This window comes from Streptomyces sp. NPDC002536 (assembly GCF_053594995.1).
The window spans coordinates 22,069-45,792 of sequence record NZ_JBSFWU010000047.1; the positions used below are offsets into that span (position 1 = coordinate 22,069).

General features: G+C 69.8%; 27 protein-coding genes. 13 read left to right on the forward strand and 14 right to left on the reverse strand.

The window, feature by feature from the left end; all coding sequences use genetic code 11:
- Positions 1-4 precede the first annotated feature (4 nt).
- Positions 5-265, forward strand: coding sequence for an SCO2195 family GlnR-regulated protein (locus tag ACWD4B_RS18675; protein ID WP_336414555.1), 261 nt, complete (start codon positions 5-7; stop codon positions 263-265).
- Positions 266-275: 10 nt separating this feature from the next.
- On the forward strand, positions 276-965 hold the full coding sequence (locus ACWD4B_RS18680) for a DUF4191 domain-containing protein (RefSeq protein ID WP_390777689.1): 690 nt from the start codon (positions 276-278) through the stop codon (positions 963-965).
- 90 nt (positions 966-1,055) lie between these two features.
- On the opposite strand, the gene ACWD4B_RS18685 is transcribed toward ACWD4B_RS18680, so the two are convergent.
- Positions 1,056-1,523, reverse strand: a complete 468-nt coding sequence (locus tag ACWD4B_RS18685) for an RDD family protein (RefSeq protein ID WP_451421746.1) — start codon at positions 1,521-1,523, stop codon at positions 1,056-1,058.
- 259 nt (positions 1,524-1,782) lie between these two features.
- Between ACWD4B_RS18685 and glnA the strand changes: the two genes are divergently transcribed.
- On the forward strand, positions 1,783-3,192 hold the full coding sequence (gene glnA / locus ACWD4B_RS18690) for a type I glutamate--ammonia ligase (protein ID WP_451421747.1): 1,410 nt from the start codon (positions 1,783-1,785) through the stop codon (positions 3,190-3,192).
- A gap of 217 nt (positions 3,193-3,409) precedes the next feature.
- Positions 3,410-3,625, forward strand: a complete 216-nt coding sequence (locus ACWD4B_RS18695; RefSeq protein ID WP_451421748.1) for a hypothetical protein — start codon at positions 3,410-3,412, stop codon at positions 3,623-3,625.
- Positions 3,626-3,852: 227 nt separating this feature from the next.
- On the opposite strand, the gene ACWD4B_RS18700 is transcribed toward ACWD4B_RS18695, so the two are convergent.
- From ACWD4B_RS18700 to ACWD4B_RS18720, 5 genes are all read right to left on the reverse strand, one after another.
- Positions 3,853-5,055 (reverse strand): hypothetical protein, encoded by a 1,203-nt coding sequence (locus ACWD4B_RS18700; RefSeq protein ID WP_451421749.1) that lies wholly within the window; start codon positions 5,053-5,055, stop codon positions 3,853-3,855.
- Positions 5,056-5,066: 11 nt separating this feature from the next.
- Positions 5,067-5,573 carry a hypothetical protein gene (locus tag ACWD4B_RS18705; protein ID WP_451421750.1) on the reverse strand — a complete coding sequence of 169 codons (507 nt, stop codon included), beginning with the start codon at positions 5,571-5,573 and terminating at the stop codon, positions 5,067-5,069.
- The gene (locus ACWD4B_RS18710) at positions 5,560-6,057 is read right to left on the reverse strand and encodes a SigE family RNA polymerase sigma factor (RefSeq protein ID WP_451421751.1); all 498 of its coding nucleotides are present in this window, start codon (positions 6,055-6,057) and stop codon (positions 5,560-5,562) included. The genes ACWD4B_RS18705 and ACWD4B_RS18710 overlap by 14 nt, the downstream gene beginning before the upstream one ends.
- Before the next feature lie 531 nt (positions 6,058-6,588).
- Positions 6,589-6,843, reverse strand: coding sequence for a hexameric tyrosine-coordinated heme protein (locus tag ACWD4B_RS18715; RefSeq protein ID WP_451421752.1), 255 nt, complete (start codon positions 6,841-6,843; stop codon positions 6,589-6,591).
- 62 nt (positions 6,844-6,905) lie between these two features.
- The gene (locus ACWD4B_RS18720; RefSeq protein WP_451421753.1) at positions 6,906-7,460 is read right to left on the reverse strand and encodes a Uma2 family endonuclease; all 555 of its coding nucleotides are present in this window, start codon (positions 7,458-7,460) and stop codon (positions 6,906-6,908) included.
- 225 nt (positions 7,461-7,685) lie between these two features.
- Here ACWD4B_RS18720 and ACWD4B_RS18725 point away from each other — a divergent pair, with 225 nt between their 5' ends.
- The 5 genes from ACWD4B_RS18725 (at position 7,686) to ACWD4B_RS18745 (ending at position 13,828) form a co-directional block, all read left to right on the forward strand.
- Positions 7,686-8,825 (forward strand): SPFH domain-containing protein, encoded by a 1,140-nt coding sequence (locus ACWD4B_RS18725; protein ID WP_451421754.1) that lies wholly within the window; start codon positions 7,686-7,688, stop codon positions 8,823-8,825.
- A 25-nt stretch (positions 8,826-8,850) separates the two neighbouring features.
- Entirely contained in the window at positions 8,851-10,029 is a 1,179-nt protein-coding gene (locus ACWD4B_RS18730; RefSeq protein WP_451421755.1) for a hypothetical protein, read from the forward strand.
- Positions 10,030-10,367: 338 nt separating this feature from the next.
- Positions 10,368-11,771, forward strand: a complete 1,404-nt coding sequence (locus ACWD4B_RS18735) for a family 2B encapsulin nanocompartment shell protein (protein WP_451421756.1) — start codon at positions 10,368-10,370, stop codon at positions 11,769-11,771.
- Positions 11,772-11,791: 20 nt separating this feature from the next.
- Complete coding sequence (locus ACWD4B_RS18740) at positions 11,792-12,946, forward strand: family 2 encapsulin nanocompartment cargo protein terpene cyclase (RefSeq protein ID WP_451421757.1); 1,155 nt, start codon at positions 11,792-11,794, stop codon at positions 12,944-12,946.
- 27 nt (positions 12,947-12,973) lie between these two features.
- Complete coding sequence (locus ACWD4B_RS18745; protein WP_451421758.1) at positions 12,974-13,828, forward strand: geranyl diphosphate 2-C-methyltransferase; 855 nt, start codon at positions 12,974-12,976, stop codon at positions 13,826-13,828.
- 94 nt (positions 13,829-13,922) lie between these two features.
- Here ACWD4B_RS18745 and ACWD4B_RS18750 read toward each other — a convergent pair whose 3' ends face one another.
- The gene (locus tag ACWD4B_RS18750) at positions 13,923-14,129 is read right to left on the reverse strand and encodes a hypothetical protein (RefSeq protein ID WP_451421759.1); all 207 of its coding nucleotides are present in this window, start codon (positions 14,127-14,129) and stop codon (positions 13,923-13,925) included.
- Positions 14,130-14,215: 86 nt separating this feature from the next.
- Positions 14,216-14,944 (reverse strand): GntR family transcriptional regulator, encoded by a 729-nt coding sequence (locus ACWD4B_RS18755; RefSeq protein WP_451421760.1) that lies wholly within the window; start codon positions 14,942-14,944, stop codon positions 14,216-14,218.
- Between the two features lie 58 nt (positions 14,945-15,002).
- On the opposite strand from ACWD4B_RS18755, the gene ACWD4B_RS18760 reads away from it, so the two are divergent.
- The gene (locus ACWD4B_RS18760) at positions 15,003-15,818 is read left to right on the forward strand and encodes a class I SAM-dependent methyltransferase (protein ID WP_451421761.1); all 816 of its coding nucleotides are present in this window, start codon (positions 15,003-15,005) and stop codon (positions 15,816-15,818) included.
- A gap of 10 nt (positions 15,819-15,828) precedes the next feature.
- Here ACWD4B_RS18760 and ACWD4B_RS18765 read toward each other — a convergent pair whose 3' ends face one another.
- The 4 genes from ACWD4B_RS18765 to ACWD4B_RS18780 all read right to left on the reverse strand — a co-directional run bounded on the left by ACWD4B_RS18765 (position 15,829) and on the right by ACWD4B_RS18780 (position 19,388).
- Positions 15,829-16,329: a peptidoglycan recognition protein family protein gene (locus ACWD4B_RS18765; protein ID WP_451421762.1), complete on the reverse strand. Its 501-nt coding sequence runs from the start codon at positions 16,327-16,329 to the stop codon at positions 15,829-15,831.
- Positions 16,330-16,452: 123 nt separating this feature from the next.
- Positions 16,453-17,679, reverse strand: a complete 1,227-nt coding sequence (locus ACWD4B_RS18770) for a beta-ketoacyl-[acyl-carrier-protein] synthase family protein (protein ID WP_451421763.1) — start codon at positions 17,677-17,679, stop codon at positions 16,453-16,455.
- A complete protein-coding gene (locus tag ACWD4B_RS18775) occupies positions 17,676-17,951 on the reverse strand; it encodes an acyl carrier protein (RefSeq protein WP_451421764.1) in 276 nt (91 codons plus the stop codon). The genes ACWD4B_RS18770 and ACWD4B_RS18775 overlap by 4 nt, the downstream gene beginning before the upstream one ends.
- Before the next feature lie 6 nt (positions 17,952-17,957).
- Positions 17,958-19,388, reverse strand: coding sequence for a condensation domain-containing protein (locus ACWD4B_RS18780; protein ID WP_451421765.1), 1,431 nt, complete (start codon positions 19,386-19,388; stop codon positions 17,958-17,960).
- A gap of 279 nt (positions 19,389-19,667) precedes the next feature.
- Here ACWD4B_RS18780 and ACWD4B_RS18785 point away from each other — a divergent pair, with 279 nt between their 5' ends.
- A complete protein-coding gene (locus tag ACWD4B_RS18785; protein WP_451421766.1) occupies positions 19,668-20,483 on the forward strand; it encodes a lipase family protein in 816 nt (271 codons plus the stop codon).
- Here the strand turns inward: ACWD4B_RS18785 and ACWD4B_RS18790 are convergent.
- Positions 20,480-21,454, reverse strand: a complete 975-nt coding sequence (locus ACWD4B_RS18790) for a GNAT family N-acetyltransferase (protein WP_451421767.1) — start codon at positions 21,452-21,454, stop codon at positions 20,480-20,482. The two genes, ACWD4B_RS18785 and ACWD4B_RS18790, sit on opposite strands and share 4 nt — an antisense overlap.
- A gap of 328 nt (positions 21,455-21,782) precedes the next feature.
- Here ACWD4B_RS18790 and ACWD4B_RS18795 point away from each other — a divergent pair, with 328 nt between their 5' ends.
- The gene (locus ACWD4B_RS18795; RefSeq protein WP_451421768.1) at positions 21,783-22,928 is read left to right on the forward strand and encodes an acyltransferase family protein; all 1,146 of its coding nucleotides are present in this window, start codon (positions 21,783-21,785) and stop codon (positions 22,926-22,928) included.
- 36 nt (positions 22,929-22,964) lie between these two features.
- Here the strand turns inward: ACWD4B_RS18795 and ACWD4B_RS18800 are convergent, their stop codons facing one another.
- Positions 22,965-23,231 carry a hypothetical protein gene (locus ACWD4B_RS18800; RefSeq protein WP_451421769.1) on the reverse strand — a complete coding sequence of 89 codons (267 nt, stop codon included), beginning with the start codon at positions 23,229-23,231 and terminating at the stop codon, positions 22,965-22,967.
- 120 nt (positions 23,232-23,351) lie between these two features.
- Here ACWD4B_RS18800 and ACWD4B_RS18805 point away from each other — a divergent pair, with 120 nt between their 5' ends.
- Positions 23,352-23,720 carry an arsenate reductase family protein gene (locus tag ACWD4B_RS18805; protein ID WP_451421770.1) on the forward strand — a complete coding sequence of 123 codons (369 nt, stop codon included), beginning with the start codon at positions 23,352-23,354 and terminating at the stop codon, positions 23,718-23,720.
- The last annotated feature ends 4 nt before the right edge of the window (positions 23,721-23,724 follow it).

The window sequence follows — 23,724 nt, forward strand, 5'->3', positions numbered from 1 at the left end:
CCACATGCAGGCCGCGCCCGGCAACGCACTCACGGCGACAGCCACCCGCGCCTCCTCCGCACTGCCGTCCACGCTGTCCGTCCGCCCCCCGTCCGTCACCGGGGCCCTGCGCGCCCTGGAGGAGCTGCTGATGCGCAGCGGGCAGCGCACCGCCCGGCGCAACGCCTGGACGGCCGTACTGGAGGACCGGCGCCGGGCCAGGGACCGCAGGGAGGCGCAGCACCTGCTGGAGGCCGTGGCGGCCCCGGGTCCGCAGGCGACGTAAACTTCGCCGTATGGCGAGGAAGGAAACATCCGAGAACCCCGGGCGGCTGAAGCAGATCGCCCTCACCTACAAGATGACCAAGAAGGTCGACCCTCAGGTCGGTCTCGTCGTCGCGGCTGTGGGAATTGTCACCTTCGGTGTCCTGCTCGCCATCGGCTTCTTGATCGGCCACCCCGTCTACCTGGGCATCCTGGGCTTCCTGCTGGCCTTCCTCGGCATGGCGATCCTCTTCGGACGCCGCGCCGAGCGCGCTGCCTTCGGGCAGATGGAGGGCCAGCCGGGCGCGGCGGCCGCCGTGCTGGAGAACATCCGCCGCGGTGGCTGGACCACGACCCCCGCGGTCGCGATGAACCGCAGCCAGGACGTGGTGCACCGGGCCGTCGGCAAGGCGGGCATCGTGCTCGTCGGCGAGGGCAACCCCAACCGGGTCAAGGCCCTGCTGGCGGCCGAGAAGAAGCGCATGGCGCGCATCGTGGCGGACGTGCCGGTGCACGACATCATCGTCGGCGAGGGCGAGGGCCAGGTGTCGCTGAAGAAGCTGCACACCACCCTGCTGAAGCTCCCCCGGGTGCTGCCGGGCGCGCAGGTGACGGCCGTCAACGACCGGCTGCGGGCGCTGGGCGACCTGATGAGCAACATGCCGATCCCGAAGGGCCCGATGCCGGGCAAGGGCGGCATGCGGATGCCGAAGGGACGCTGACGCCGACGCACGGCGAACGACGAAGGGGCGGGCGGAACCGAACAGGTTCCGCCCGCCCCTCGCGCATATCCGTGCGCATATCCGTACGGATCAGCTCCGCACCTGAACGGCGTTCGACAACCGGTCGTGGAGCCCGCGGGAGTCGCGGTCCCAGATGGCCGCGGGCACGACGAGGGCGAGCAGCACACTGCGCACGATCACCCGGGGCACGGAGAGCCGTCCGCCGTCGACGCCGATGACGCGCAGGCCGAGCAGCCGCTTGCCCGGGGTGCAGCCGACCGTCCCGACGGTGAGCACGCTCAGCACGAGGAAGATCAACAGGGCCCAGTTGCCGGCGCGCTGGGACGACCCGTGGGCGAAGAGCCCGTATGCGATCAGCATGCACAGCGCCCAGTCGATGAAGAGGGCTCCGATGCGCCGTCCCGGCGGGGCGATGGACCCCGGCCCGTTCTCCGGCAGTCCCAGGCGCTCGCCGCGGTATCCGAATGCGACGCCCATCTCCTCGGCCGCCGCGCGGGGGCCGGAGAGCCATGAGCCGATTGCTTGCCTCTTGTCCACCCGTCCACGGTACTGGTAAGGCGTACGTTTCCCGGGAGCCGGGTCGGGGCAGGGGCGCGGGGAACGGTTCCTCGCGCACGGCATGACCAGCGGCTCCGCGCCACCGGCCGGTTAACCTCGGCGAAACAAACGGGTCATGCTTGGGAAATCCCGTCTCTCTAGGGTCGGCCCCAGCGCGCCGATGCGAGAAGGACCGCTCGGACCGCGCCACCGAAGCAATCCCCGTTCCCTTCGCGGCGGGCGGGCTAGGAGGAGTTGGATGTTCCAGAACGCCGACGAGGCCAAGAAGTTCATCTCGGACGAGGAGGTGAAGTTCGTCGACGTCCGCTTCTGCGACCTGCCGGGTGTGATGCAGCACTTCACCATTCCGGCGAAGGCCTTCGACCCGGCTGAGGAGCTCGCCTTCGACGGCTCGTCGATCCGCGGCTTCCAGGCCATCCACGAGTCCGACATGGCCCTGCGCGCCGACCTCTCCACGGCCCGGGTGGACCCCTTCCGCCGCGACAAGACCCTCAACGTCAACTTCTTCATCCACGACCCGATCACGGGCGAGCAGTACAGCCGTGACCCGCGCAACGTGGCGAAGAAGGCCGAGGCCTACCTGGCCTCCACGGGCATCGCGGACACCGCGTTCTTCGGCCCCGAGGCCGAGTTCTACGTCTTCGACAACGTCCGCTTCGAGACCACCGCGAACCGCTCGATCTACGAGATCGACTCCGAGGCCGGCGCCTGGAACACCGGCTCCGAGGTCAACAACCGCGGCTACAAGGTCCGCTACAAGGGCGGCTACTTCCCGGCCCCGCCGGTCGACCACTTCGCCGACCTGCGCGCCGAGATCTCCCTGGAGCTGGACAAGGCCGGCCTGCAGGTCGAGCGCCAGCACCACGAGGTCGGCACGGCCGGCCAGGCGGAGATCAACTACAAGTTCAACACGCTGCTCGCCGCCGCCGACGACCTGATGCTCTTCAAGTACATCGTGAAGAACGTCGCCTGGCGCAACGGCAAGACCGCGACCTTCATGCCCAAGCCGATCTTCGGTGACAACGGCTCCGGCATGCACGTCCACCAGTCCCTGTGGAACGGCGGCGAGCCCCTCTTCTACGACGAGCAGGGCTACGCGGGCCTGTCGGACACCGCCCGCTACTACATCGGCGGCATCCTCAAGCACGCCCCGTCGCTGCTGGCCTTCACCAACCCGACGGTGAACTCCTACCACCGCCTGGTCCCCGGCTTCGAGGCCCCGGTCAACCTGGTCTACTCGCAGCGCAACCGCTCCGCCGCGATGCGCATCCCGATCACGGGCTCCAACCCCAAGGCCAAGCGCGTCGAGTTCCGCGCCCCGGACCCGTCCTCCAACCCCTACCTCGCCTTCTCGGCCCTCCTCCTGGCCGGCCTCGACGGCGTCAAGAACAAGATCGAGCCCGCCGAGCCGATCGACAAGGACCTCTACGAGCTCGCCCCCGACGAGCACGCCAACGTCCCCCAGGTCCCGACCTCCCTCCCGGCGGTCCTGGAGGCCCTTGAGGCGGACAACGAGTACCTCCAGGCGGGCGGCGTGTTCACGTCGGACCTGATCGAGACCTGGATCGACTACAAGCGCACGAACGAGATCGCGCCGATGCAGCTGCGGCCGCACCCGCACGAGTTCGAGCTGTACTTCGACATTTAGCAGGGCCCCAGGTCAGAGCGGGTTTCCGCTCGCCTGGGCCGTCTGTGGGCCGTCGGCCGTGTTCTTCCCTCATGGGAAGTCGCGGCCGACGGCCGTTTCTGTGACGGCGCTCAGGCTGCGGCCATCACCTCTCCGTCGTCACTGCCTGTCGCAGTTCGAGCCGGCATCATCGGGGGCTCCAGATGCGTCCGTAGCCGCACGGGCAGACCCTGAAGGGGTGGCCAGACATCCGCGCATCGTTGTCCATCCGCCGTCGCCGTCGGGCGGCCGGCGCGTCACGGTCGGCGCGGAGATTCTCGGCGTGGCGTACGGAGTCGTCGACGTGCTGGAATTCCTGCGGCGATCCGGGGCCGACCTGGACGACGTCCGGCTGGACGATCCCGAGCAGATCGAGTGGCTCGGCGGTGGCCCCGGCGCCTGGCGACTCCCGTAGGAGAGACATTGCCCTGACATGTAGCCACGGTCCGGCTGAGTGTCCAGCTGAGTTGGCGGCCGTCTCCATCGCCTCGGGGCGGTGCTCGCCGGCACCGTAGAGGTGGACGCGTCGGTGATCCCGTGGGTGGCGCAGTGTAGCTGCCCGGCCCGCCGAGGATGCACAACGCGGCAGTGGCTGGGGCGAGTTGGCGTGGGCCCGGGTGCCGTGTGCGCATCGGGCATTCCCTATACGGCGTAGTGCCAGGTGGTGAGCATGTAAGCGGAGTACCAGCAGCCGAACAGGGCAGCACCGGCGAGGATGATGATCTGGACAGAGCCGCGGGCGCGGGCGAGGGCGGTGGCGGCGGGGATCAGGAACAGGATCGCGGGGGCGAGCAGGCGGGGCTTGCACTGGAAGTAGTTGGACTGGCCGATCGTCAGGGCGACGATCAGGACCCCGTATATGAGCAGCGGTGGCCAGGTGCGTGACGACGGCAGCAGGGTGACGGCGGTGGCAGCGAGGGCAGCCACGAGCATGACGGCGACAGAGACAGGTACCCAGTCGCCGGAGGTGGGCAGGGACCAGGTGAGGAACTCCCAGAACGAGGTGCCCCAATCCCAGTGTGTGGACCATCCGGCCTGCTGGATGGTGAACCAGGCGTTGAGGGTGCCGACGCGGTTGCCGACCCACAACAGGTAGAGCGGGGTGCTCGTGCACGCCGCGAGCGTGGCCACGATCGGCTTCCACGAGAAGCCGTGACGGCGCGCTTCGAGGACGGCCGCGACAGCAAGGGCCGCGACGGCCGCGCATCCTGCGGGGCGGGTCATGCCCGCGGCGAAGGCGGCGAGACCCGCGAGGAGCCAGTTGCGCCGGTGGGCGGCGTAGAGGGTGGCGGTGCAGGTGGCGAGGAACAGGGGCTCGCTGTAGGCCATGAAGAACGCGCCGGACATGGGCTGCGCGGCGGCCAGGAGCACGAGCAGGACGACCGCGGTGCGGGGGCCGTAGAGGCGTCGGATGAGGGCGTGGACGAGGAACATCGCGGCAATCATCGCGGCCTGCGAGGCGACGACCGCCGAGCTGGTCCAGTCGGTGCCGGTGACCGTGTGGACGATCCGGATCGTCTGCGGGTACAGCGGGAAGAAGGCGAGGTTGTTGCCCGTCAGCTGTCCGTCGGGGGTGTAGGTGAAGCTGTGCGGGTAGCCGAACCGGGCAATCTGCAGATAGAGCTGGGCGTCCCAGGCGGTGAGCTGGCCGGTGACGGTCTCACCGCTTCCGGCCGGGAGCAACTGGGCGAGAATCAGCAGGTGGCCGAGCAGGGATGCGGCGTAGGCCGTCAGCGGAGGCAGGACCCGCAGACGCAGGAACACCGTGGCGGCGGGCGGCGGGTCGGCCCGAGTGGCGTCGGTGGCCTGTGGGAGGCGGGGTATTCGCAGGTCACTGGTGGCCATGTGGGGGGGTCCTAGCTCGGGGTCGGGGAGGAGGGGGCCAGCGCGGGTCGGCCGCTGGGTGACGCACCGACGGATCCGGTGGGAGTACCGGGTGCTCCGCTGGTCGGGAAAGAGGTACTTCCGGTCGCTGTGCCGGTCGGGGGCGGCGCGTCGTACGGCGGGGACGGCGTCAGGTCCGAGGGGGACGGATCGGTCGGGAACGGCGTCGGGGACGGATCGGTCGGGAACGGCGTCGGGGACGGACCGGTCGGGGACGGCGTCGGAGCGTGGGGGCTGATTGCCGGCGCGGGAGCCGCCGGGCCGGTACGGGGGCCCGGCCCGGCGGAGCTGGTGGTGACGCCCATGACGATGCCGACCACCGCGAGGCAGCAGGCCGTGGCCATGGCGGCGGTGTTCCGCGTCCGGCGGCGTCGACCGAGCCGGCTGATCCGTGCGGCGGGAACAGGGCGGATGCGGGCGGCGGCGAGGTTGGCGGACTGCCGGAGCGTGGCGGCGATCCGCTCGTCATCGGAGGCCATCGGCACTCTCCTCGGTGGCGGTGAGCAGGGGGGCGAGGGCGGCACGCGCACGGGCGAGGTGGGCTTTGACGGTGCCTTCGGCGATACCCGTCTCTCCCGCGACCTGGGCGAGCGGCAGGTCGCAGACGTAGTGGAGGGCGGCACACAGGCGCTGCCGCGGCGGAAGGGTACGCAGCGCGGCGGCGATGTCGACGTGGCCGGGACCCGGCTCGACCACGGTCGAGGGGTGGCCGTGCCGGAGCCAGGCTCTGGCAGCGGATTGGGCACGGCGCCAGCGGGAGACCGCGAGTCGTCCCGCTGTCGTTCGGACCCAGGCTTCGGGGGCGTGGTCGCGCACCAGGGCTGAGCGATGTGCCCATGCCTTCACGAATGCTTCCTGGACGACGTCCTGGGCTTCGTGCAGGTCACCGGTGACAAGGTAGATCTGGCCGGTGAGCCGGGCCACCGAGTGTGTGTAGAACTCGGTGAACTCCTCCTCGGTCAAGGGTGGGGCTCCTAGCGGTGGCTGGCTGGTTCGGGAGGTCTACGCACTGGTGGCCCCCGCAGGTTGACATGGTGTGACAGAAGCCACAGCAGCCGGCAGGGCAGGGACGTTGCCGGATCGGCGGGAGGAACAGCTTCCCCGGTGACGGCTGCCCGGGCTCCATCGGCTGCGGCCTACGGACATCCCATGAGGCGGCCGGACGCCGTCCTTGCGCTGGGCGGCATCGGCGGGCTGTTGCAGGTACCGATCGTGGGCATTCCGCTGGTCGATGGGCCCGGTGAGGGCTCGGCCGGCCACCCCGAGCCACCGGACGCTTCGCCTTCGACCTCACAGTCTCGACCCTGGCCGGCGCCCTGGCCCCCGCGGTGACGCGGGAGGAAGGTCAACCGTGGGTCGAGTGGGACACGGTCGGCGAGCTGATCGGCCAAGGGCTGCCGCAATCCTCCAGTGCCGTAGCTACCCGAGCACAGGGCCAAAGACGAGTACCCCGGCCTCCGGGCAGTCGCCCGCCCGAAGGGCGGTCCTTCTCAGTCAGCCGCGCCAGTAGCCGTTGGCGGCGGCGATGGTCTGGAACTCGATCGCGACGACCCGCGCGGCGTCGATGAGACTGTCCGGGGTGGAGGAGTAGTTGGGACGGCCGCCCGTGAGAATGTCCAGGTCGGGCTGGATGTTGTGGACGGTATGCCGCGCCAGGGCGAGCGCGAGAGCGCGGCCTTCCTCCGGTGTCTCGGTGATCAGAGAGCCGCCGGGGACCAGGACCATGCCGTCGTCGGGTACTCGGTTCATGCACACAGTGTCACTGGGCGGCCGGGCTCTGCTCCGGTCCGACACACAGCACCGGGGCCGGGTCAGGAGTACGGGTTCAGCCGGGAGAGGTCCAAGTCGAATCCGAAGGGCTCGGGAATGCGGACGGTCTCGCCGAACTTCCGGTCGGTGCGCGTGTGGTACCGATCGTGATTCGGCTCGGAGAAGAGTGTCACCGCCGAGTCGCGGGCGTCCACGATGAGGTAGAGCGGGATGCCCATGACCGCGTAGTCCCGCAGCTTGCCCACCCAGTCGTTCTCCGGGTTGGAGGGCGAGACGATCTCCACCGCGATGAGCGCGAGGTCGGCCGACGCCGTGTTTCCTTCGAGCTCCATGACCTCCTCGGGCAGATAGGTGAGGTCAGGGTTACGGAGCTTCGCTGCGTGGGGGGATTCCAGGTCGGTGTTCTCGGTCGGCATGAAGCCGTCCGGGCGGTGCACATCGAACTGCCGGCGCAGGTGGAACAGGTTGCACTGGTGGATCACTGTCGGTGCCGCCTGCATGATGATCGTGCCGTCGGTGTACTCGACTTTGACGCCCTTGGGCGCGATCCGCTGGGCCTCTTCGAGCAGTGCGAGGTGCTGGGGGGCGATGGTCACGCTGTCCTCCAGAGGGTGCCCGGCCAGCGTATCCACTCATGACGTGACAGGCGGGGTCCAAGCCTCCAGTGAAGGCCTCGAACCGGGCCGCGGTTGCACGTGTACGGCATCGGGGGCCGAGGCCGTCCCGGCCCCCGCCCACCCCTACGATGACGTGGACGTATCAACGACAACGCCGCGCCACAGCAGACACAGCGGGCACAACGGGGGATTTTCATGAGCTTCATGGACCGTCTACGCGGCGAGTTCATCGACATCATCGAATGGACCGACGACAGCCGGGACACGATCGTCTGGCGCTACCCGCGCTACGAGAACGAGATCAAGATGGGCGCCAAGCTCATCGTGCGCGAGTCTCAGGTTGCCGTTTTCGTCAACATGGGCCGGATCGCCGATGTCTTCGTGCCGGGCATGTACGAGCTGCAGACCGGGAACCTGCCGATCCTGTCGACCCTGCAGGGCTGGAAGTACGGTTTCCACTCGCCGTTCAAGGCAGAGGTCTACTTCGTCACCACCCGGCAGTTCACGGACATGAAGTGGGGCACGCAGAACCCGGTCACGGTGCGCGACCCCGAGTTCGGCATGGTGCGGCTGAGGGCGTTCGGCGGCTATGCGGTGCGAGTCAGCGACCCCGCCAGGCTGCTCACCGAACTCGCGGGCACCGACCCGATGTTCCGTACCGAAGAGGTCGAGGAATACCTGCGGCAGCTGATCGTCGGGCGGCTCGGCGCGCTGCTGGGCAATTCGGGCATTCCCATGCTCGACCTCGCCGCGCGCCAGACCGAGTTGGGCGACCGGCTGGGCAGGGCGCTGACCGAGGAACTGGCGGCGTCGCACGGTATCTCGGTCCCGAAGTTCGTCATCGAGAACATCTCGCTGCCGCCCGAGGTCGAGCAGGCCATCGACGCCCGCAGCCGGATGGGCATCATCGGGAACGTCGACAACTACGCCCGCCTGCAAGCCGCGGACGCGATCCGGGACGCGGCGAACAATCCCGGAGGCGCCGGGGAAGGCGTCGGTCTGGGGCTCGGCATGGCCGTCGGCCAGCAGATGGCGCAGGCGTTCGCGCCCCAGCAGCCTCACGCGCCCGCCGCCCCGGCGCCTGCCGCCCCGGCGCCCGGCGGTGCTGCCGTTCCGCCGCCGTTGCCCGGTCAGCAGCAGTACCAGTGGTACGTGGCCGTGGACGGGCAGCAGCAGGGCCCCTACGACCACGCGACGTTCACCGGGCACATCGGCTCCGGGGCGGTACGACCCGGCATGCTCGCCTGGCGGGAGGGCATGGCGGCCTGGCAGCCGGTGGAGCAGGTCCCCGAGCTCGCCCAGCACTTCCGCGCCACCCCACCGCCGCTTCCGCCGCAGGCGTGACCGACCGCCAGGATCCCGTGACCCCATGAACCACCAGCCACAGCAGCCTTATCAACAGCCATATCAGCAGCCTCAGCAGCCCTATCAGCCATATCAGGGGGACCAGCCTTACCAGCAGCCGCCCTATCAGCAGCCGCAGCAACCCCAGCCACCCCAGCAGGAACCCGCCCCCCAGCAGTCCTACGCCTGCCCCTCCTGCGGCTCCACCGCCGAATACGCCCCCGGCACCAACTCCCTCCGCTGCCCCCACTGCCGCTTCGAGCAGCCCATCACCCCCGTCAACCGCGAGGTGCGGAAGCACGCCTGGGAGGAACTGACGGCCCTGCCGGTCAGGCCCCGGGCGGCCGGCGGGCAGGTTCTGCACTGCCCCGGCTGCGGTGCGTCCACCCAGACCGACGCCCTCTCCGGGCGCTGCCAGTTCTGCGCCACCCCCATGGTCGCCTCGGCCGCTGCCGACCGGATCGCGCCCGAGGGCCTGGTCCCGTTCCATGTGGACAAGCAGGACGTGCACGACAACCTGCGCAAGTGGGCCCGCTCCCGCTGGTTCGCGCCGAACAGCCTGAAGAAGGTGAACTCGGCGGAGTCCCTGCACGGGACGTACGTGCCGCACTGGACGTACGACGCCGCGACCGCGTCCTCGTACAGCGGCGAGCGCGGCGAGGAGTACACCGTCGGGAGCGGCGAGAACAAGGAGACCAGGGTCCGCTGGTACTCGGTCCAGGGCACGGTCCAGCGGTACTTCGACGACGTCCTCGTCCCCGGCGCCGGGGACGTCCCGGCCGACCGGCTGGAGGGGCTGGAGCCCTGGTCGCTGAAGCAGGCGGTGCCGTACCAGGAGGCGTACCTGGCGGGATTCCGGACCCTGCGGTACGACATCGAGCCGGAGACGGGTTTCCAGTCCGCCCAGCAGAAGATGGCCAAGGTCATCAAGAAGGACGTCGAGAAGGACATCGGCGGCGACCGGCAGCGGGTGCACTCGGTCAACACCAACTACGGTTCGGTGACATACAAGTTGCTGCTGTTGCCGGTGTGGTTCGCGTCGTACGTCTACAACGGCAAGCAGTGGCAGGTCATGGTGAACGCCGAGACGGGCGAGATCACCGGTGACCGCCCCTACAGCCCCTGGAAGATCGCGTTCGCAGTCGCCCTGCTGGCGGTGCTGGTGACGCTCGGGGTCGTGCTGAGCCGGCATCACCATCACTGAGAGCAGCACGTGCTCCCCGGCTTGACGGCCGGGGAGCACGTCAACGCACATTTTCGGCCGCCTCGATCATGAACCGTCCGGCGTCCCGACCACCGCACCGCACGCCTCGGCTCACCCGAGAACCTACCCAAAGCGCAGGCCATCGTCGCATAGCGGACGCGATCAACGCCCCAGTCGGCGCCCGCACGTTGGCGCAAATGCATCGGCCCTCATCCAGCCACCTCGACCAACATCATCTGACGCTGCTTCACTTGCGCGGCGGAGCTCCCTCCGGGCCGGACCGGCCCGTTCCGGGGGCTCCTTCTTGATGCATGCGCCCAGATGGAAGGAAACCGGGGATGTCGCAGCCGGAGCAGCACACGGCAGGCCGGGCACAGCTCAGTCTGGGGATCGCCGCCGCGCGGAACCTGGCGACCACCACCAAGACCGTTCCGCAGATGCAGGGCCTCAGCTCGCGGTGGCTGCTGCGGATGCTGCCCTGGGTGGAGGTCAAGGGCGGTACGTACCGGGTCAACCGGCGGCTGGTGTACGAGGTCGGGGACGGGCGGGTGACGTTCGTCCAGGAAGGGGCCGCGGTCCGGGTCGTCCCCGCCGAGCTGGGCGAACTGCCGCTGCTGCGCGGGTTCGACGACGCCGGGGTGCTGCAGGAGCTGGCCTGGCGGTGCGAGCAGCGGGAGTACGAGTCCGGCCAGGTGATCGTCGAGCAGGGCGGTCCCGTCGACCGCGTCCAGCTGATCGCGCACGGCAGGGTCGAGAAGCTCGCCGCCGGGCATTACGGCGAGGCGACCCGGCGCGGCGTGCTGGCCGACGGCGGGTTCTTCGGCGCGGAGGCGGTGGCCGAGGAGCCCGGCACGTGGGGGTTCACGGCGCGCGCGATGACGGCGTGCACGGTGCTCACGCTGACCCGGGCCGCATACGAGGAGATAGCCGCCCGCCACGAGGGCCTGCGGGCCCACGTCCTGCGGCGCCAGGCCGAGAAGAGCCGGCCGCAGAACCGGAAGGGCGAGGCGGCCATCGACCTCGCCTCCGGGCACAGCGGCGAGCCGGTGCTGCCGGGCACATTCGTCGACTACGAACTCGCACCGCGTGAGTACGAGTTGAGCGTCGCGCAGACGATCCTCCGGGTGCACAGCCGGGTCGCGGACCTCTACAACGACCCGATGGACCAGGTCGAGCAGCAGCTGCGGCTGACCATCGAGGCGCTGCGCGAGCGCCAGGAGTCCGAGCTCGTCAACAATCCCGAGTTCGGGCTGCTGCACAACGCCGACTACAGCCAGCGCATCTCCACCCACTCCGGACCGCCCACCCCGGACGACATGGACGAGCTGCTGAGCATGCGGCGCGGGACGAAGGCGTTCTTCGCGCACCCGAAGGCCGTCGCCGCCTTCGGCCGCGAGTGCAACAAGCGGGGGCTGGCGTTCGACACCGCCGAGGTCGGCGGCCACCCGGTGCCGGCCTGGCGCGGCGTGCCCATCCTCCCCTGCGGCAAGATCCCCGTCTCGGAGCAGGGCACCTCCTCGATCCTCGCCATGCGGCTGGGCGAGGAGGGACAGGGCGTGGTCGGCCTGCGCCAGACCGGGATACCCGACGAGTACGAGCCGGGCCTGAACGTCCGCTTCATGGGCATCAACGAGCAGGCGATCATCTCCTACCTGGTCAGCACCTACTACTCGGCGGCCGTTCTCGTGCCCGATGCGCTCGGCGTCCTGGAGAACGTCGAAGTCTTCGGCTCGCCCTCCTAGCCGCAAGGGGAGAGAACTCCGTGTCGCTGCTGACCCGTATGACCGCCCCCGCGGCCCGCCACGACGTGGCGCGGCTCGTGGCCACGCTGCTCGCCCAGCCCCAGCACCCCCGCATGCGTCCCGAGGGCTTCAGGCTGCCCACCGGGCCGACGGGGCTGGGTACTTCTGCTGCCCGGATCGCGCCCCGGAGGACGGAGGCCGAGGGCACCGCCGTCGTCCCCGACCTGTACTGCCCGCCCGCGCTCCGCGACGACCCCGCACTCGCCGAGGAGGTCAACGCACGCCTGGTGGCCTGGGCCGAGGAGATCGGCCTGTATGCCGGCCGGCTCGGCCGCGTCCGTGCGGCGGACTTCGGGCGCCTGATGATGCTGGCCCATCCCGACACCGACGACCCGGACCGGCTGCTGGCGGCGGGCAAGTGCGCGCTGGCCGAGTGGGCCACGGACGACTACTACTGCGACGACGAGACGATGGGCTCCGCGCCGGCCCTGCTCGGCGCGCAGCTCGGGGTCGCGTACGCGGCCGTCGACCCCGCACATCCTCCGCTCCGTTACGCCCCCGCGGTGGAGCAGGCCATGCAGGACGACCCGGTGCGGGTCGCCCTGCGCTCCGGCTTCGCGCATCTGGCGCAGTACGCCGACCCGTCCCAACTGGCCCGGCTGCACCACGAGGTGGCCGTGCTGTTCGTGGGCTACGGGCAGGAGGGTTCCTGGCGCTCCCAGGGCCGGATGCCCGCGGTCTGGGAGTACCTGGCGCACCGCCAGATCAACAGTTTCCTCCCGTGCATCGCGATGACGGACGCGGTGGGCGGCTACGCGCTGCCCCACGCCGAGTACGCCGACCCGCGGGTGCGCCGCGCCGTGACCATGGCCTCCACGGCCGCCACGCTCGTCAACGACCTGTATTCGATGGCCAAGGAACACCGCTCGGAGAGCGTGGAGTTCAACCTGCCGACCGTCATCGCCGCGGAGGAGCGCTGCTCGCCGCGTGAGGCGGTCGAGCGCAGCGCGGCCGTCCACGACGAACTGGTGCACACCTTCGAGACGGAGGCGGCGGCCCTGTCCCTCACCGGCTCGCCCCAACTACGCCGCTTCCTCGCCGGGGTGTGGGCCTGGCTCGGCGGCAACCGCGCCTGGCACAGCGGCAGTCCGCGCTACGCCTCATCGACTTCCTGACACCCGCACACTGCAAGGAGCTCCACCATGACGACCACCCCCGCCGCCCCCGTCCTGCGCACCGCGTACCAGCAGTCGGTCGCCGATTACTGGAACAGTGAGAAGGACCCGGTCAATCTGCGTCTGGGCGATGTCGACGGCCTCTACCACCACCACTACGGCCTCGGCGACTACGACCCCTCCGTCCTGGAGGGCCCCGAGGACACCCGCGACGCCCGCATCATCGCCGAACTCCACCGCCTGGAATCCGCCCAGGCCGACGTCCTGCTCGACCACCTCGGCGACGTGCAGCCCACCGACCGCCTCCTCGACGCCGGCTGCGGCCGCGGCGGCACCAGCATCATGGCCAACGCCCGCTTCGGCTGCCGGGCCGACGGCATCTCCATCTCCCACACCCAGGTCGACTTCGCCAACACCCAGGCCCGCAAACGCGGCGTGGACGACCGGGTGCGCTACCACTTCCGCAACATGCTCGACACCGGCCTGCCCACCGGCGCCTTCCGCAGCATCTGGAACAACGAGTCCACCATGTACGTGGACCTGTTCCAGCTCTTCGCCGAACACGCCCGCCAGCTGCAGTTCGGCGGCCGCTATGTCGTCATCACCGGCTGCTACAACGACGTCACCGGCGGCCGCTCCAAAGCCGTCAGCCGCATCGACGAGCACTACACCTGCAACATCCACCCCCGCAGCGCCTACTTCAAGGCCATGGCGGCCAACGGCCTCGTCCCCATGAACGTCATCGACCTGACGGCAGCGACGATTCCGTACTGGGAACTGCGCGCCCAGTCCTCCCTCGCCACCGGCGTCGAGGACCCCTTCCTGACCGCCTACAAGGAAGGCAGCTTCCACTACCTCCTCATCGCCGCCGACCGCATCTGACCCGACTCCGGGAAAGGGCAGTGGCCCGCTCGGGCCGTCCGGGCGGGCCTCGCGCCGACACTTCAACCCCGTTGATACCTCAAGGCACTCCAGGTCAACGCAGTCCGGTCTGAGCTGCGTGGCGCCTGCCGATGGCCTGTTCAAGTCTGATGGCGAACGATTCCATCTCGTCCGGCGTGAGGATCAGCAGTGTCGGCTCGGCTGTGCCGTCGTGATGGTGGATTTCGATCGGGACCGCCGTCTGCTGTGCGCGCCGGTCATAGGTCATGTCCCGCTTGACCGGGATGGCATGGGAGATCAAGAGAGTCGCCCTCCGATGACATGTGGGGGTGTGTCCTGCGCCACTCCCCCACACTGGACCGGTTAACCGGTCCAGTCAAGCCGCCGTCAACTCGACGCACTCATGGGATAGTTCTCGACCCGCTCCCACAGGTCGGACGGCGTCACCCCTTCCTCGCACACCAACGCACACCCCTCACCGTCGTAAGCGACATGCAGGTCCACGGCCACCGCCAGGGGACGCTGGTACCCGAGTTCACTCGCCTCGGCTTCGGTTGCGAGCCGTACCGTTGTGGTGTCGGTCCCCTGCGCAGGAATACGGCCGGTCTCACGGGCAACGTAGTTCGTCGTCCCTTCCGCGATCGGCCCTGGCTGAGTCAGCCTCGGGCACCGGTCAACGATGTCCGGCGGGAACCAGGCGCTCACCAGAGACAAAGGCGAACCGTCATCGAGCAGCATCATCCGATCTCGGCGCAGAGACGATTCCCCTGGCTGAAGACCGAGCGCCTCGGTGACATGCGTCGGCGCCACCTCCCTGACCGGAGTGCCGAGCCTGCGGAAGGGGCGTCCGCCCGACACCCTCGCGCGCCCGGCCCTGCGCCCGCCCGCCGACCGGGCAACCGGAGTCTCCGTGACGCGAAAACCCAACCCCTGCCGCGCCACCACCACACCGTCAGCGCGCAGGACATCGAACGCCTTGTTGACCGTCGCCCGCGATACACCCCACTGCTCACACAGGTCCCTGCCCGACGGCAGGAGGTCACCCAGGCCGAACTCCCCCTCAGTGATGCGCCGCCTCAGCGAGTCCGCGATCTGCTCATACTTCAACATCGGCATGGCCCAACACTCCAGTTCCTCTGGACAGGTTGACCGGTCAAGGTAGAGCATCCCCCACATGACCTCCACTCCCCCCGTGGATCCCGAGATCATCGGCTTCTACACGGAGACGTTCGACGAGGCCACGCGTCTGACCGCCACGGCCGACGGCGTGTTGGAGATGGTCCGCACGCAGGAACTCCTCCGCCGCCACCTCCCGCCGACGCCGGCCCGTGTTCTCGACGTGGGCGGCGGGCCCGGGGCACATGCTCAGTGGCTCACGGACGACGGCTACCAGGTCCACCTCGTCGACCCGGTGGCACGGCACATCGAACAGGCCCGGCAGGCCGGCTGCACCACCGAACTCGGTGACGCACGCAAGCTCACAGCTGCCGATGACTCCTACGACGCAGTCCTGCTTCTCGGCCCGCTCTACCATCTGCTCGACCGCGCCGACCGGCTGAAGGCCCTGAGCGAAGCCCGGCGCGTTGCCCGGCCCGGCAGCCTCGTCGCCGCTGCCGCCATCAGCCGCTATGCCTCTCTCTTCGAGCACACCGCGACCACGTGGCTGGAACGTGATCGCGTACACGACGCCGTGCAGGACATCCTCACCAATGGCCGTCACGAGCCGGGCCGCAAGGGCTTCACCGCGGCGTACTTCCACACCGCGGACGGACTGGCCGAAGAGCTGCGCTCCGCCGGGTTCAACGATGCAAAGGTGTACGGCATCGAGGGCCCGACCTGGGCACTTCTGAAGGCGACCGAACAGCACACGGGGACCTCGCTGATCGGATCACCCATGTTCCGCTCAGCGTTGGCGGCCGCACGAGCCGCCGAGCCGTACCCGGACCTACTGGCTGCCGGATCCCACTTGCTCGCTGTCGCTCGCGCGTAACCGGATCTGATCAGCCCCCGGTGAGCTCGGCGGCCCAGGCGATGATGCGAGGGCGCTGAGCCTTGCGCAATTCGCCCGGGCAGTCGGGGTGATTGCACCAGGCCTTGCCTCCCACTCCGTGATAGGTGAACCCCTTCTCGGTGGTGGAGTCCACCACCTGGAGGGGCCAGCCGAATGTCTCGCGCCCCCAGGCGTACACCTTCGCCACGCCTTCGACCTGCGCGTCGGTCAACGGCTCCGACGGATACCCCTCCGTCTCCACCGAGGCGTAGTAGGCATTCCCCTCATGTTGAGCCCAGGCCTGGTCAACGCCGGTGTCCACGTACTGCTCGATTGCTCCGTGCTTGGAGACCCAGAAGTCCGACGAGGCCTTGGATTTCGCCTCGTTGAACCAGTCGTAGGGCGAGTTGTCGCCCAACTGCACGTGCAGGACGAGCCCACGATGGTCGAGAACCCCTCCCTGCGAATGATTACGGACGGGGCGCCAAGCGGCGCCCGGCATGCGCGCCATGGCTCCTCCGGGTTCTCGGTCACATCCGCGTGTCGGTCACCCCGCACTCGCCAAGTGCCTCACAGGTCGTGCGTCATCGCACCGCGAGCCGGGCGAACGGGCGACCGCCGGATGGCACCCCGGCTACGCCCACCGCCGGAACACCAGAACCGCGTTGTGCCCGCCGAATCCGAAGGCGTTGCTGACGGCCGCGTCGACCCTCTGTTGGCGTGGGGCCTTCCGCACCAGGTCCAGGTCGATGTCCGGGTCGACCGTCTCCAGGTTGGCCGTCGGCGGGACCAGCCCGTGCTGAAGCGTCAGCACCGTGAGCGCGGCCTCCACCGCCCCGCTGGCGCCGAAGCTGTGGCCCAGGGCACCCTTGGCCGAGGTCACGGTGGGGGCGTGCGGGAGGACGCGGGCGATCAGGGCGGCCTCGGTGAGGTCGCCCCGACGGGTCGACGTGCCGTGCGCGTTGACGTGGTCCACCTCCCGGGGGGTGACGCCGGCTTCGGTCAACGCCTCCCTCAACGCGGCCTCCGCTACGGCGTGTTCGGGGTGCGGGGCAGTGGCGTGGAGGGCGTCGTTGGTGGACCCGCAGCCCGCCAGGGTCGCGCGCGGGACCGCGCCGCGCCGCAGCGCGTCGGCCGTGCGCTCCAGGACCAGCACTGCGGCACCTTCGCCCATGACGAAGCCGTCGCGGTCGGCGTCGAACGGGCGCGAGGCCGCGGCCGGGTCCGCACGGCGGCGGGAGATCGCGCCCATGCGGTCGAACCCCGAGGCGATCAGCGGTGTGACGGCGGCATCGGCGCCGCCGGCGATCACCACGTCGCAGGAACCGGACACCAGCATGTCCCGGCCCAGTTCGACGGCGTTGGCACTCGACGCACACGCTGCCGACACGCCCAGGCTGACGCCGCGCGCCCGCAGGGCCATGGAGACCTCGGCCGCGGGCATGTTGGGGAGCATCTTCGGCACCAGGGTCGGCGGGACCGCGTCCGGCCCCTCGCCGAGCAGGCCGCGGTGGGCGTCCTCGCACGACGACTGGCCGCCCCAGCACGTGCCGATGACCACGGCGACCCGGGTGCCGTCCCAGGTCCCGGGGTCCAGGCCCGCGTTGCGTACGCCCTCGCACGCCGCGGCGACGGCGAGTTGCGCACAGCGGTCCGTGCGCCACAGGGCGCGGCTCCCGAGATGCGCGTCGGGACGGAAGTCCGGGATGCGACAGGAGAAGTCGACGGGCAGGCCCGCGAGCGCCGGGTCGGGGGAAGCGGTCGGCACCCCGTCGGAGACGCCGCGCCAGGTGGCCTCCGTGCCGGTCCCGGCCGGGGTGACCATGCCGAGGCCGGTCACGGCGACGTCGTGACGGGTCACCGCCCCGGTCCCGCGGACCGCTGGGCGAGTTTCGCCTCCACCGTGGCCAACAGCTCGGAGAACGTGCTCCACTGCGTCACCTCGTCCTCGCCGATCCTGACCCCCAGCTCCTGGCCGACGCTGTAGAGCAGTTCGACCACGGCCAGGGAGTCCATGTCCAGCGAGGACAGGGACACGTCGTGCTCCAGCGCTTCAGGGGGCACCTCGAACTTGGCGGTCATGATGGCTGTCACGGTCTCCCGTGCAGAGGCCTCGAAGGTCTCAGAGGTCACGACACATCACTCCTGGCATCTCGCCTCGACTGCTGTGCCCCGGCCTGCCGCACTGCGGAGCACGCCCTGCACACGGCCGACGAAATCGGCGACGCTCACTTCGGCGGTCCCCGTTCCGGGATAGCGCGCGGTCAGCAGCACCCCGTCGTGGGTGCGGTGGAGCCAGAAGTTCACCTTGCTTCCCCGCGTCCTCAGCCGGGCCACCGTCCGGGCGTTCCACTCGGGCCACTGCCGCACCCCCGGGATCACCCGCGTGTCGATGAAGGAGACGAACGGGAACACCTCCGGCATGCGGCGCTCCCATTCGGCCTCGGTTCCCAGGAGTTCCGCGATCCTCGCGATCGGCACCCGGCCGTGGCGCAGTGTCGTTCTCGCGGACCGGTGTGCGGCCCGCACCACGTCGTGGAAGCCTTCCGCCGCGCCCAGGCCGACCTCGACCGGGGCGACGCCGACGTACCACCCCATCGAATGCTGCTGCTCCGGCCGGGAGCGGGTGTGTACGGGCATCACCGTGCGGTAGACCGGATCGCCGGTGATCGAGTGAGTGACCATCGCGAAGGCCGCGAGCAGACCGGTGAGGAACCCACCGCCCGCATCGTGGCAGACGGCCTCGACCGCTTGGGCCTCGGATGCGTCCAGCAGACGTACGTCCAGCTTCGCGTGTGGCAGCAACTCGCCTTCCGCGACACCGAGGTCGAGCGGGAACCGCAGCAGCCGGTCGTCACCTGCTGCGATGAACCGGCTCCAGTGTCCGACGGCCGGGTGACCGGCATCGATCCGCTGTGCAGCGGCGCGCTCCGCCGCACCGAAGTCCACGTAGCTCCGGACGGCAGGGAGTTCGGCCGACCTCCCCTCCACGCAAGCGGCATACAGGCGCTGCCATTCCGCGACGGCCGTCATGACCGAGAATCCGTCGGTGTGTGCGTGGTCCAACGCCACGATCACCGTGGTGGAATCCGCGCGCTCGACGGTCTCCACCACGTGGCTGGGCCAGCGGAAAGCGTCCGTCGCCTCATCGATGCGTTTCTGCAGACACCCGCTGATGTCGTCGTCGCCCGTGAACTCCCCCAGTACCACGTCCTGCACGGACACGGCGTCGGAGCAGACGGTGAAGAGTTCCGGCTTCGCGCCGGACATGCGGAACCCGCTGCGCAGCGTCTCGTGCTGTCCGGTCCAGGTCCGCAGCGCCTCGCGGAACGCTTCGACGTCCAAAGGTCCCGGGAGTTCGAAGGCGAATCCCATCCACAGCGGAATCCCCGAGCCGCGCTCCGCGAGCCTCGAAGCGAACTTGAGGTGCCATTCCTGGTTGTACGACGGGGGCCCGACCCACTCGGCCGAACCCGGCCGGGCCGCCGCGCGGAAGGGCTCCTCGTCCAGCGTCCACTCCCTGAGCAGCCCGGGGCGCACGCCGTACTCGGAGAGCGTCGTCATCAGCATCCGCACGCTCCGGAACTCGGCACTGCGCCCACCGCGAACCCTGCCCTGCCGGCCATCGCATCACCGTCTCATCCCCCTGCCCGACTGTGTCCCCATCCACGGCGCACAGGCCCGCCTTGCACACGGATTGGTGACCCGGTCCCGAAACGATGACGGCACTCGCTCCTGTGCCGTGGCGGGAGTTCGTCCGACGCGCATCTGGACACTGCCCGGCAGCACCCCGAGACTGCCGGGCGGATCGTTTCGGACGGGCCCACGGTGACACCCGAGGAGTCGCGCATGTCCACGCCAGTCTTCGATCACAGCGCCACCGCATACAGCCCGCGCCTCGCCTACGCGATGGCCCTGGCATCCCAACTCGCCTACGAGGGCGAGGCGGTCATCGAGCGACAGGCCGCCGCGTGGGGGTTCGGGCGCGTGCGGCATCACTGCACGCGGTTCACCCCGCCCTTTCCCCTGGAGGACACGCAGGCGTTCACCATGGCCGGCGACCGGATGGTCGTCACGGCGTTCAGGGGGACCGAGCCGCGGAAGCTGCGCGACTGGCTCTCGGACGTCGAAGGGGTGCCCTGGCCCGGGCCGGGCGGAATGGGGTACGTGCACTTCGGGTTCGGGGAGGCACTCCACCCCATATTCGCCGACGTCGAGAACGCCATCGCCGAGTTGCGCGACAAAGGGCAGACCGTGTGGCTGACCGGGCACAGTCTCGGCGGGGCCCTCGCCATGCTGGCCGGGTGCCGGCTGCACTTCGAGGAGCCGCATCTCACCGCGGACGGCATCTACACCTTCGGGCAGCCGCGGACCTGCGACCGTGCGCTCGCCGACGCGCACGACAAGGCGTTCGCCGGGCGCATGTACCGGTTCGTCAACGACAAGGACGTCGTACCGCACCTGCCGCCCGAGCCCCTCTACTGGCATGCGCAGGCCCTGCGGCACATCGACGCTGCGGGCGCGGTGCGCGAATCGGCGTCGCTGCTCGGCGGGTTCGGTGAGCACGTGGAACGCATCGCGAAAGACATCTGGGACGCCGGTGACGCCTTCCGCGATCACGAGGTCGCCAAGTACGTGGCGGCGCTGGAAAGGAGCCTGATCTAGTCCAGCGCCCGCGCGTACGTCACATACTTCCGCTCCACCGCGAAGCCCATCCGTTCGTAGAGACCCAGTGCCCCGGTCGGGTTGGCGGTGTCGACGACGAGTTCCGCTCTGGTGTAGCCGTGGCGCGCGGCCTCGGTCAGGGTGTGTGCCAGCAGCGTGTGCGCCGCGCCGCGGCCCCGGTGGGCCGGGCGGGTGCCCAGGTGGCCGATGGTGCAGGAGCGGCGCCCGGTGGCCGCGCCGTCGGCCACGTACTCGTCGGCGAGGAGGTACGCCGCCACCTGCCCCTCGGCGTCGAGCAGCAGGGCGGAGAGGTCGGCGCGGAACGAACGGGCGCCCGTGATCCAGGTGTCCCAGTCGGTGCGGTCCATCCCGGTGTGGTTCCAGTGGTCGCGGAAGGCGTCGTTGTGCGCGGTGCGGGTCGCTTCGTCGTAGCTCTCGTCGAAGGGCACCAGGCGCAGCCCAGTCGGTACGGAGGCCCGTACGGACCCGGTGCGCGGGCCGTCCCGCAGGTCGTGCGCCATGCCGAACCAGTAGCGGCAGGGCGCGAACCCGGCGCGGGCCGCCAGCGCCGCCAGGCCCTCGTTCGTGTCCACCCCGTCGATCAGCAGCTCTCCCGGTACGCGCGCGTGGCGCTCGTCCCGCATCGCCCGGGCCCGGGTCCGCATCCAGTCGGTCAGCCGCGCGCCGATCCCCCGGCGGCGCCAGGCGGGGTGGACGGCGGACGCGCCGGCGAAGCGGGCGATCTCCCGGACGTGGTCCGGCTCGTACACCATCGCGTACGCCGCCAGGCGTCCGGCCTGCCACACGCCCACCGCGTTCTTCGCCAAGTCGAGCTTGGGGTCGGTGAGTTCGTCCAGGACGTCGGCCTCGTCGGCGTGCATGCCGGTCCTGTCGGTGTGTTCGACTTCTTCGCGCAGCACCGCGAGAGCCGGGGCGTCTGCCGTGGTGAGGGGCCGGAGCGTGACATCCATGGAAAAACGGTACATAAGGGGGGCGGGCGCGTCGAAGGGATTTTCGGGCCGTGCGCCCGCGGTGTGCCCCAGCCGCCACTCTCGGTGTTGCGATCCTCACGCATCTCATCCCTCCTTCAAGGGTCGGTAAAACCGCTGCAGCTGATAGAAAAGGTCGTCGTCGGCAAAGGTTGACCGCAGCAGCCACGCCCGGCACAGCAGACCTCCCGCGGCTCTCCGAAGGAAGACACATGCCTGCCATACATCCGCGCGCGGCGCGGGTTACAGGGCTGTTCCCGCCACGGCCCACGACGGTTCCGGGGAGCCGGTGGACGACGGACGTTCCGCAGTGAGCCTCATAGCCCGGCCCACCGCCGCCCCCGAGGCCCCCGAGTCGCCCGCCGGCAGCGCCCCCGGCCGGCAGACACGGCTGGACTCGCTCACCGGGCTGCGGTGGTTCGCGGCACTGCTGATCTTCTGCTACCACTTCGCCTACGACCAGTCCGTGGGCACCCCCAAGCACCTCGGCAGGCTGAGGGACGTCACCTTCGCCGGGCCCTCGGCGGTCTCCTTCTTCTTCGTCCTCTCGGGCTTCGTCCTCGCCTGGTCGGCGCGGCCGAACGACACGGTGACCGGCTTCTGGCGGCGCCGCTTCGCGCGGATCTATCCCAGCCACGCGGTGACCTTCTGCGTCGCGGCGCTGATGCTGCTGTGGATGGGGCAGAAGCTGAACCCCGCCATCGCGCTGGGCAATCTGACCCTGACCCAGGCGTGGGTCCCGAACCGGTCCGACTGGTGGTTCGGCTTCAACGGCGTCTCGTGGTCGCTGAGCTGCGAGTTCCTCTTCTACTTCACGTTCCCCTTCCTGGTGCGGCCCATCCGGCGGCTGTCGGTGCGCGGGCTGTGGGCCGTCGTCGCCCTGGGGAACCTGTTCGTGGTGGCCTATCCGGCGTTCATGAACGACATCGTGCACGCCACCGGCTGGGACCCGAAGTACTTCCTCTACATGCTGCCCGCCGTGCGGCTGCCCGAGTTCGCCGTCGGCATCGCCCTCGCCCTGCTGGTGAAGAGCGGCGCCTGGCGCGGCCCGGGCGTGGTGGTGAGCGTCGCCCTGTCCGTGACGGCGATCTTCGCCGTGGTGCACCTGCTGCCCTACGAGTACCGCTGGGGCGCGGCCACGGTGATCCCGTACACGCTCACCATCGCGGCGGCCGCGCGGGCCGATGCGCGCGGGGAGGAGTCCCCGTTCCGGCACCGGGTGCTCGTGTATCTGGGTGAGGTCTCCTTCGCCTTCTATCTCGTGCACGAGATGGTCATCTACAGCACCAACTACTTCCTCAAGCAGCACCACATGGCCCTCAGCATGACCGTGCAGGCGGGGCTGGTCATGGCCATTGCCCTGGCGGGAGCGGTCGTGCTCCACGAGTACGTGGAGAAGCCGGGCGTGAAGCTGCTCACCGGGAAGCGGCGGAAGCCGAAGCCGGCCGCGGGATGAGCGCCGGGGGCCCCTGCCCCCGGCACCCGCTTGCGTTCAGTTCGCGAACTGGATCAGCACCCGCACCAGGCGGCACGTCGTGTCCGACGGCTGGTGCACGCCGATCCGCTCCGCCGTCGCGCGGATCTTCCGGTTGGTCGCCTGCTCCGGCCGGTACATCCCGGAGTGCAGCAGCGCTATCGCCAGGCGCATCGCCTTCAGCTGGCGGTTGTGCGCCTCGTACCAGGCCCTCGGGTGGCCCGCGGGCATCTTCTGTTTCGGGAGGGTGGAAAGGGTGGTCAGTGACGTGGTGGCTACGGCCATCGGAATCCCCCTGTGAGTGGTCGTACAGCCTCTCTCAACTCCCCCCATTTTACTGCGGGGTACTGACAAACGCCCCTGGTCAAACGCTGTTTGACAGTGCCCCGCGGTACCGTGTGCGGCATGGAGATCTGGATCAATCCCGCCTGTTCGAAGTGCCGCAGCGCGCTCTCGCTGCTCGACGCCGAGGGCGCCGGCTACACCGTCCGCCGCTACCTGGAGGACGTGCCCTCCGAGGACGAGATCCGCACCGTCCTCGGTCGGCTGGGGCTGGAGCCGTGGGACATCACGCGCACCCAGGAGGCGGACGCCAAGGAGCTCGGGCTGAAGGACTGGCCGCGGGAGGAGGGAGCGCGCGACCGCTGGATCGCCGCCCTGTCCGCGCATCCCAGGCTCATCCAGCGGCCGATCATCACGGCCGACGACGGCTCCGCGGTCGTCGGCCGCACCGAGGAGGCCGTCCGGGAGGCCCTGGCCAGAACCAGGCGCTGACCAG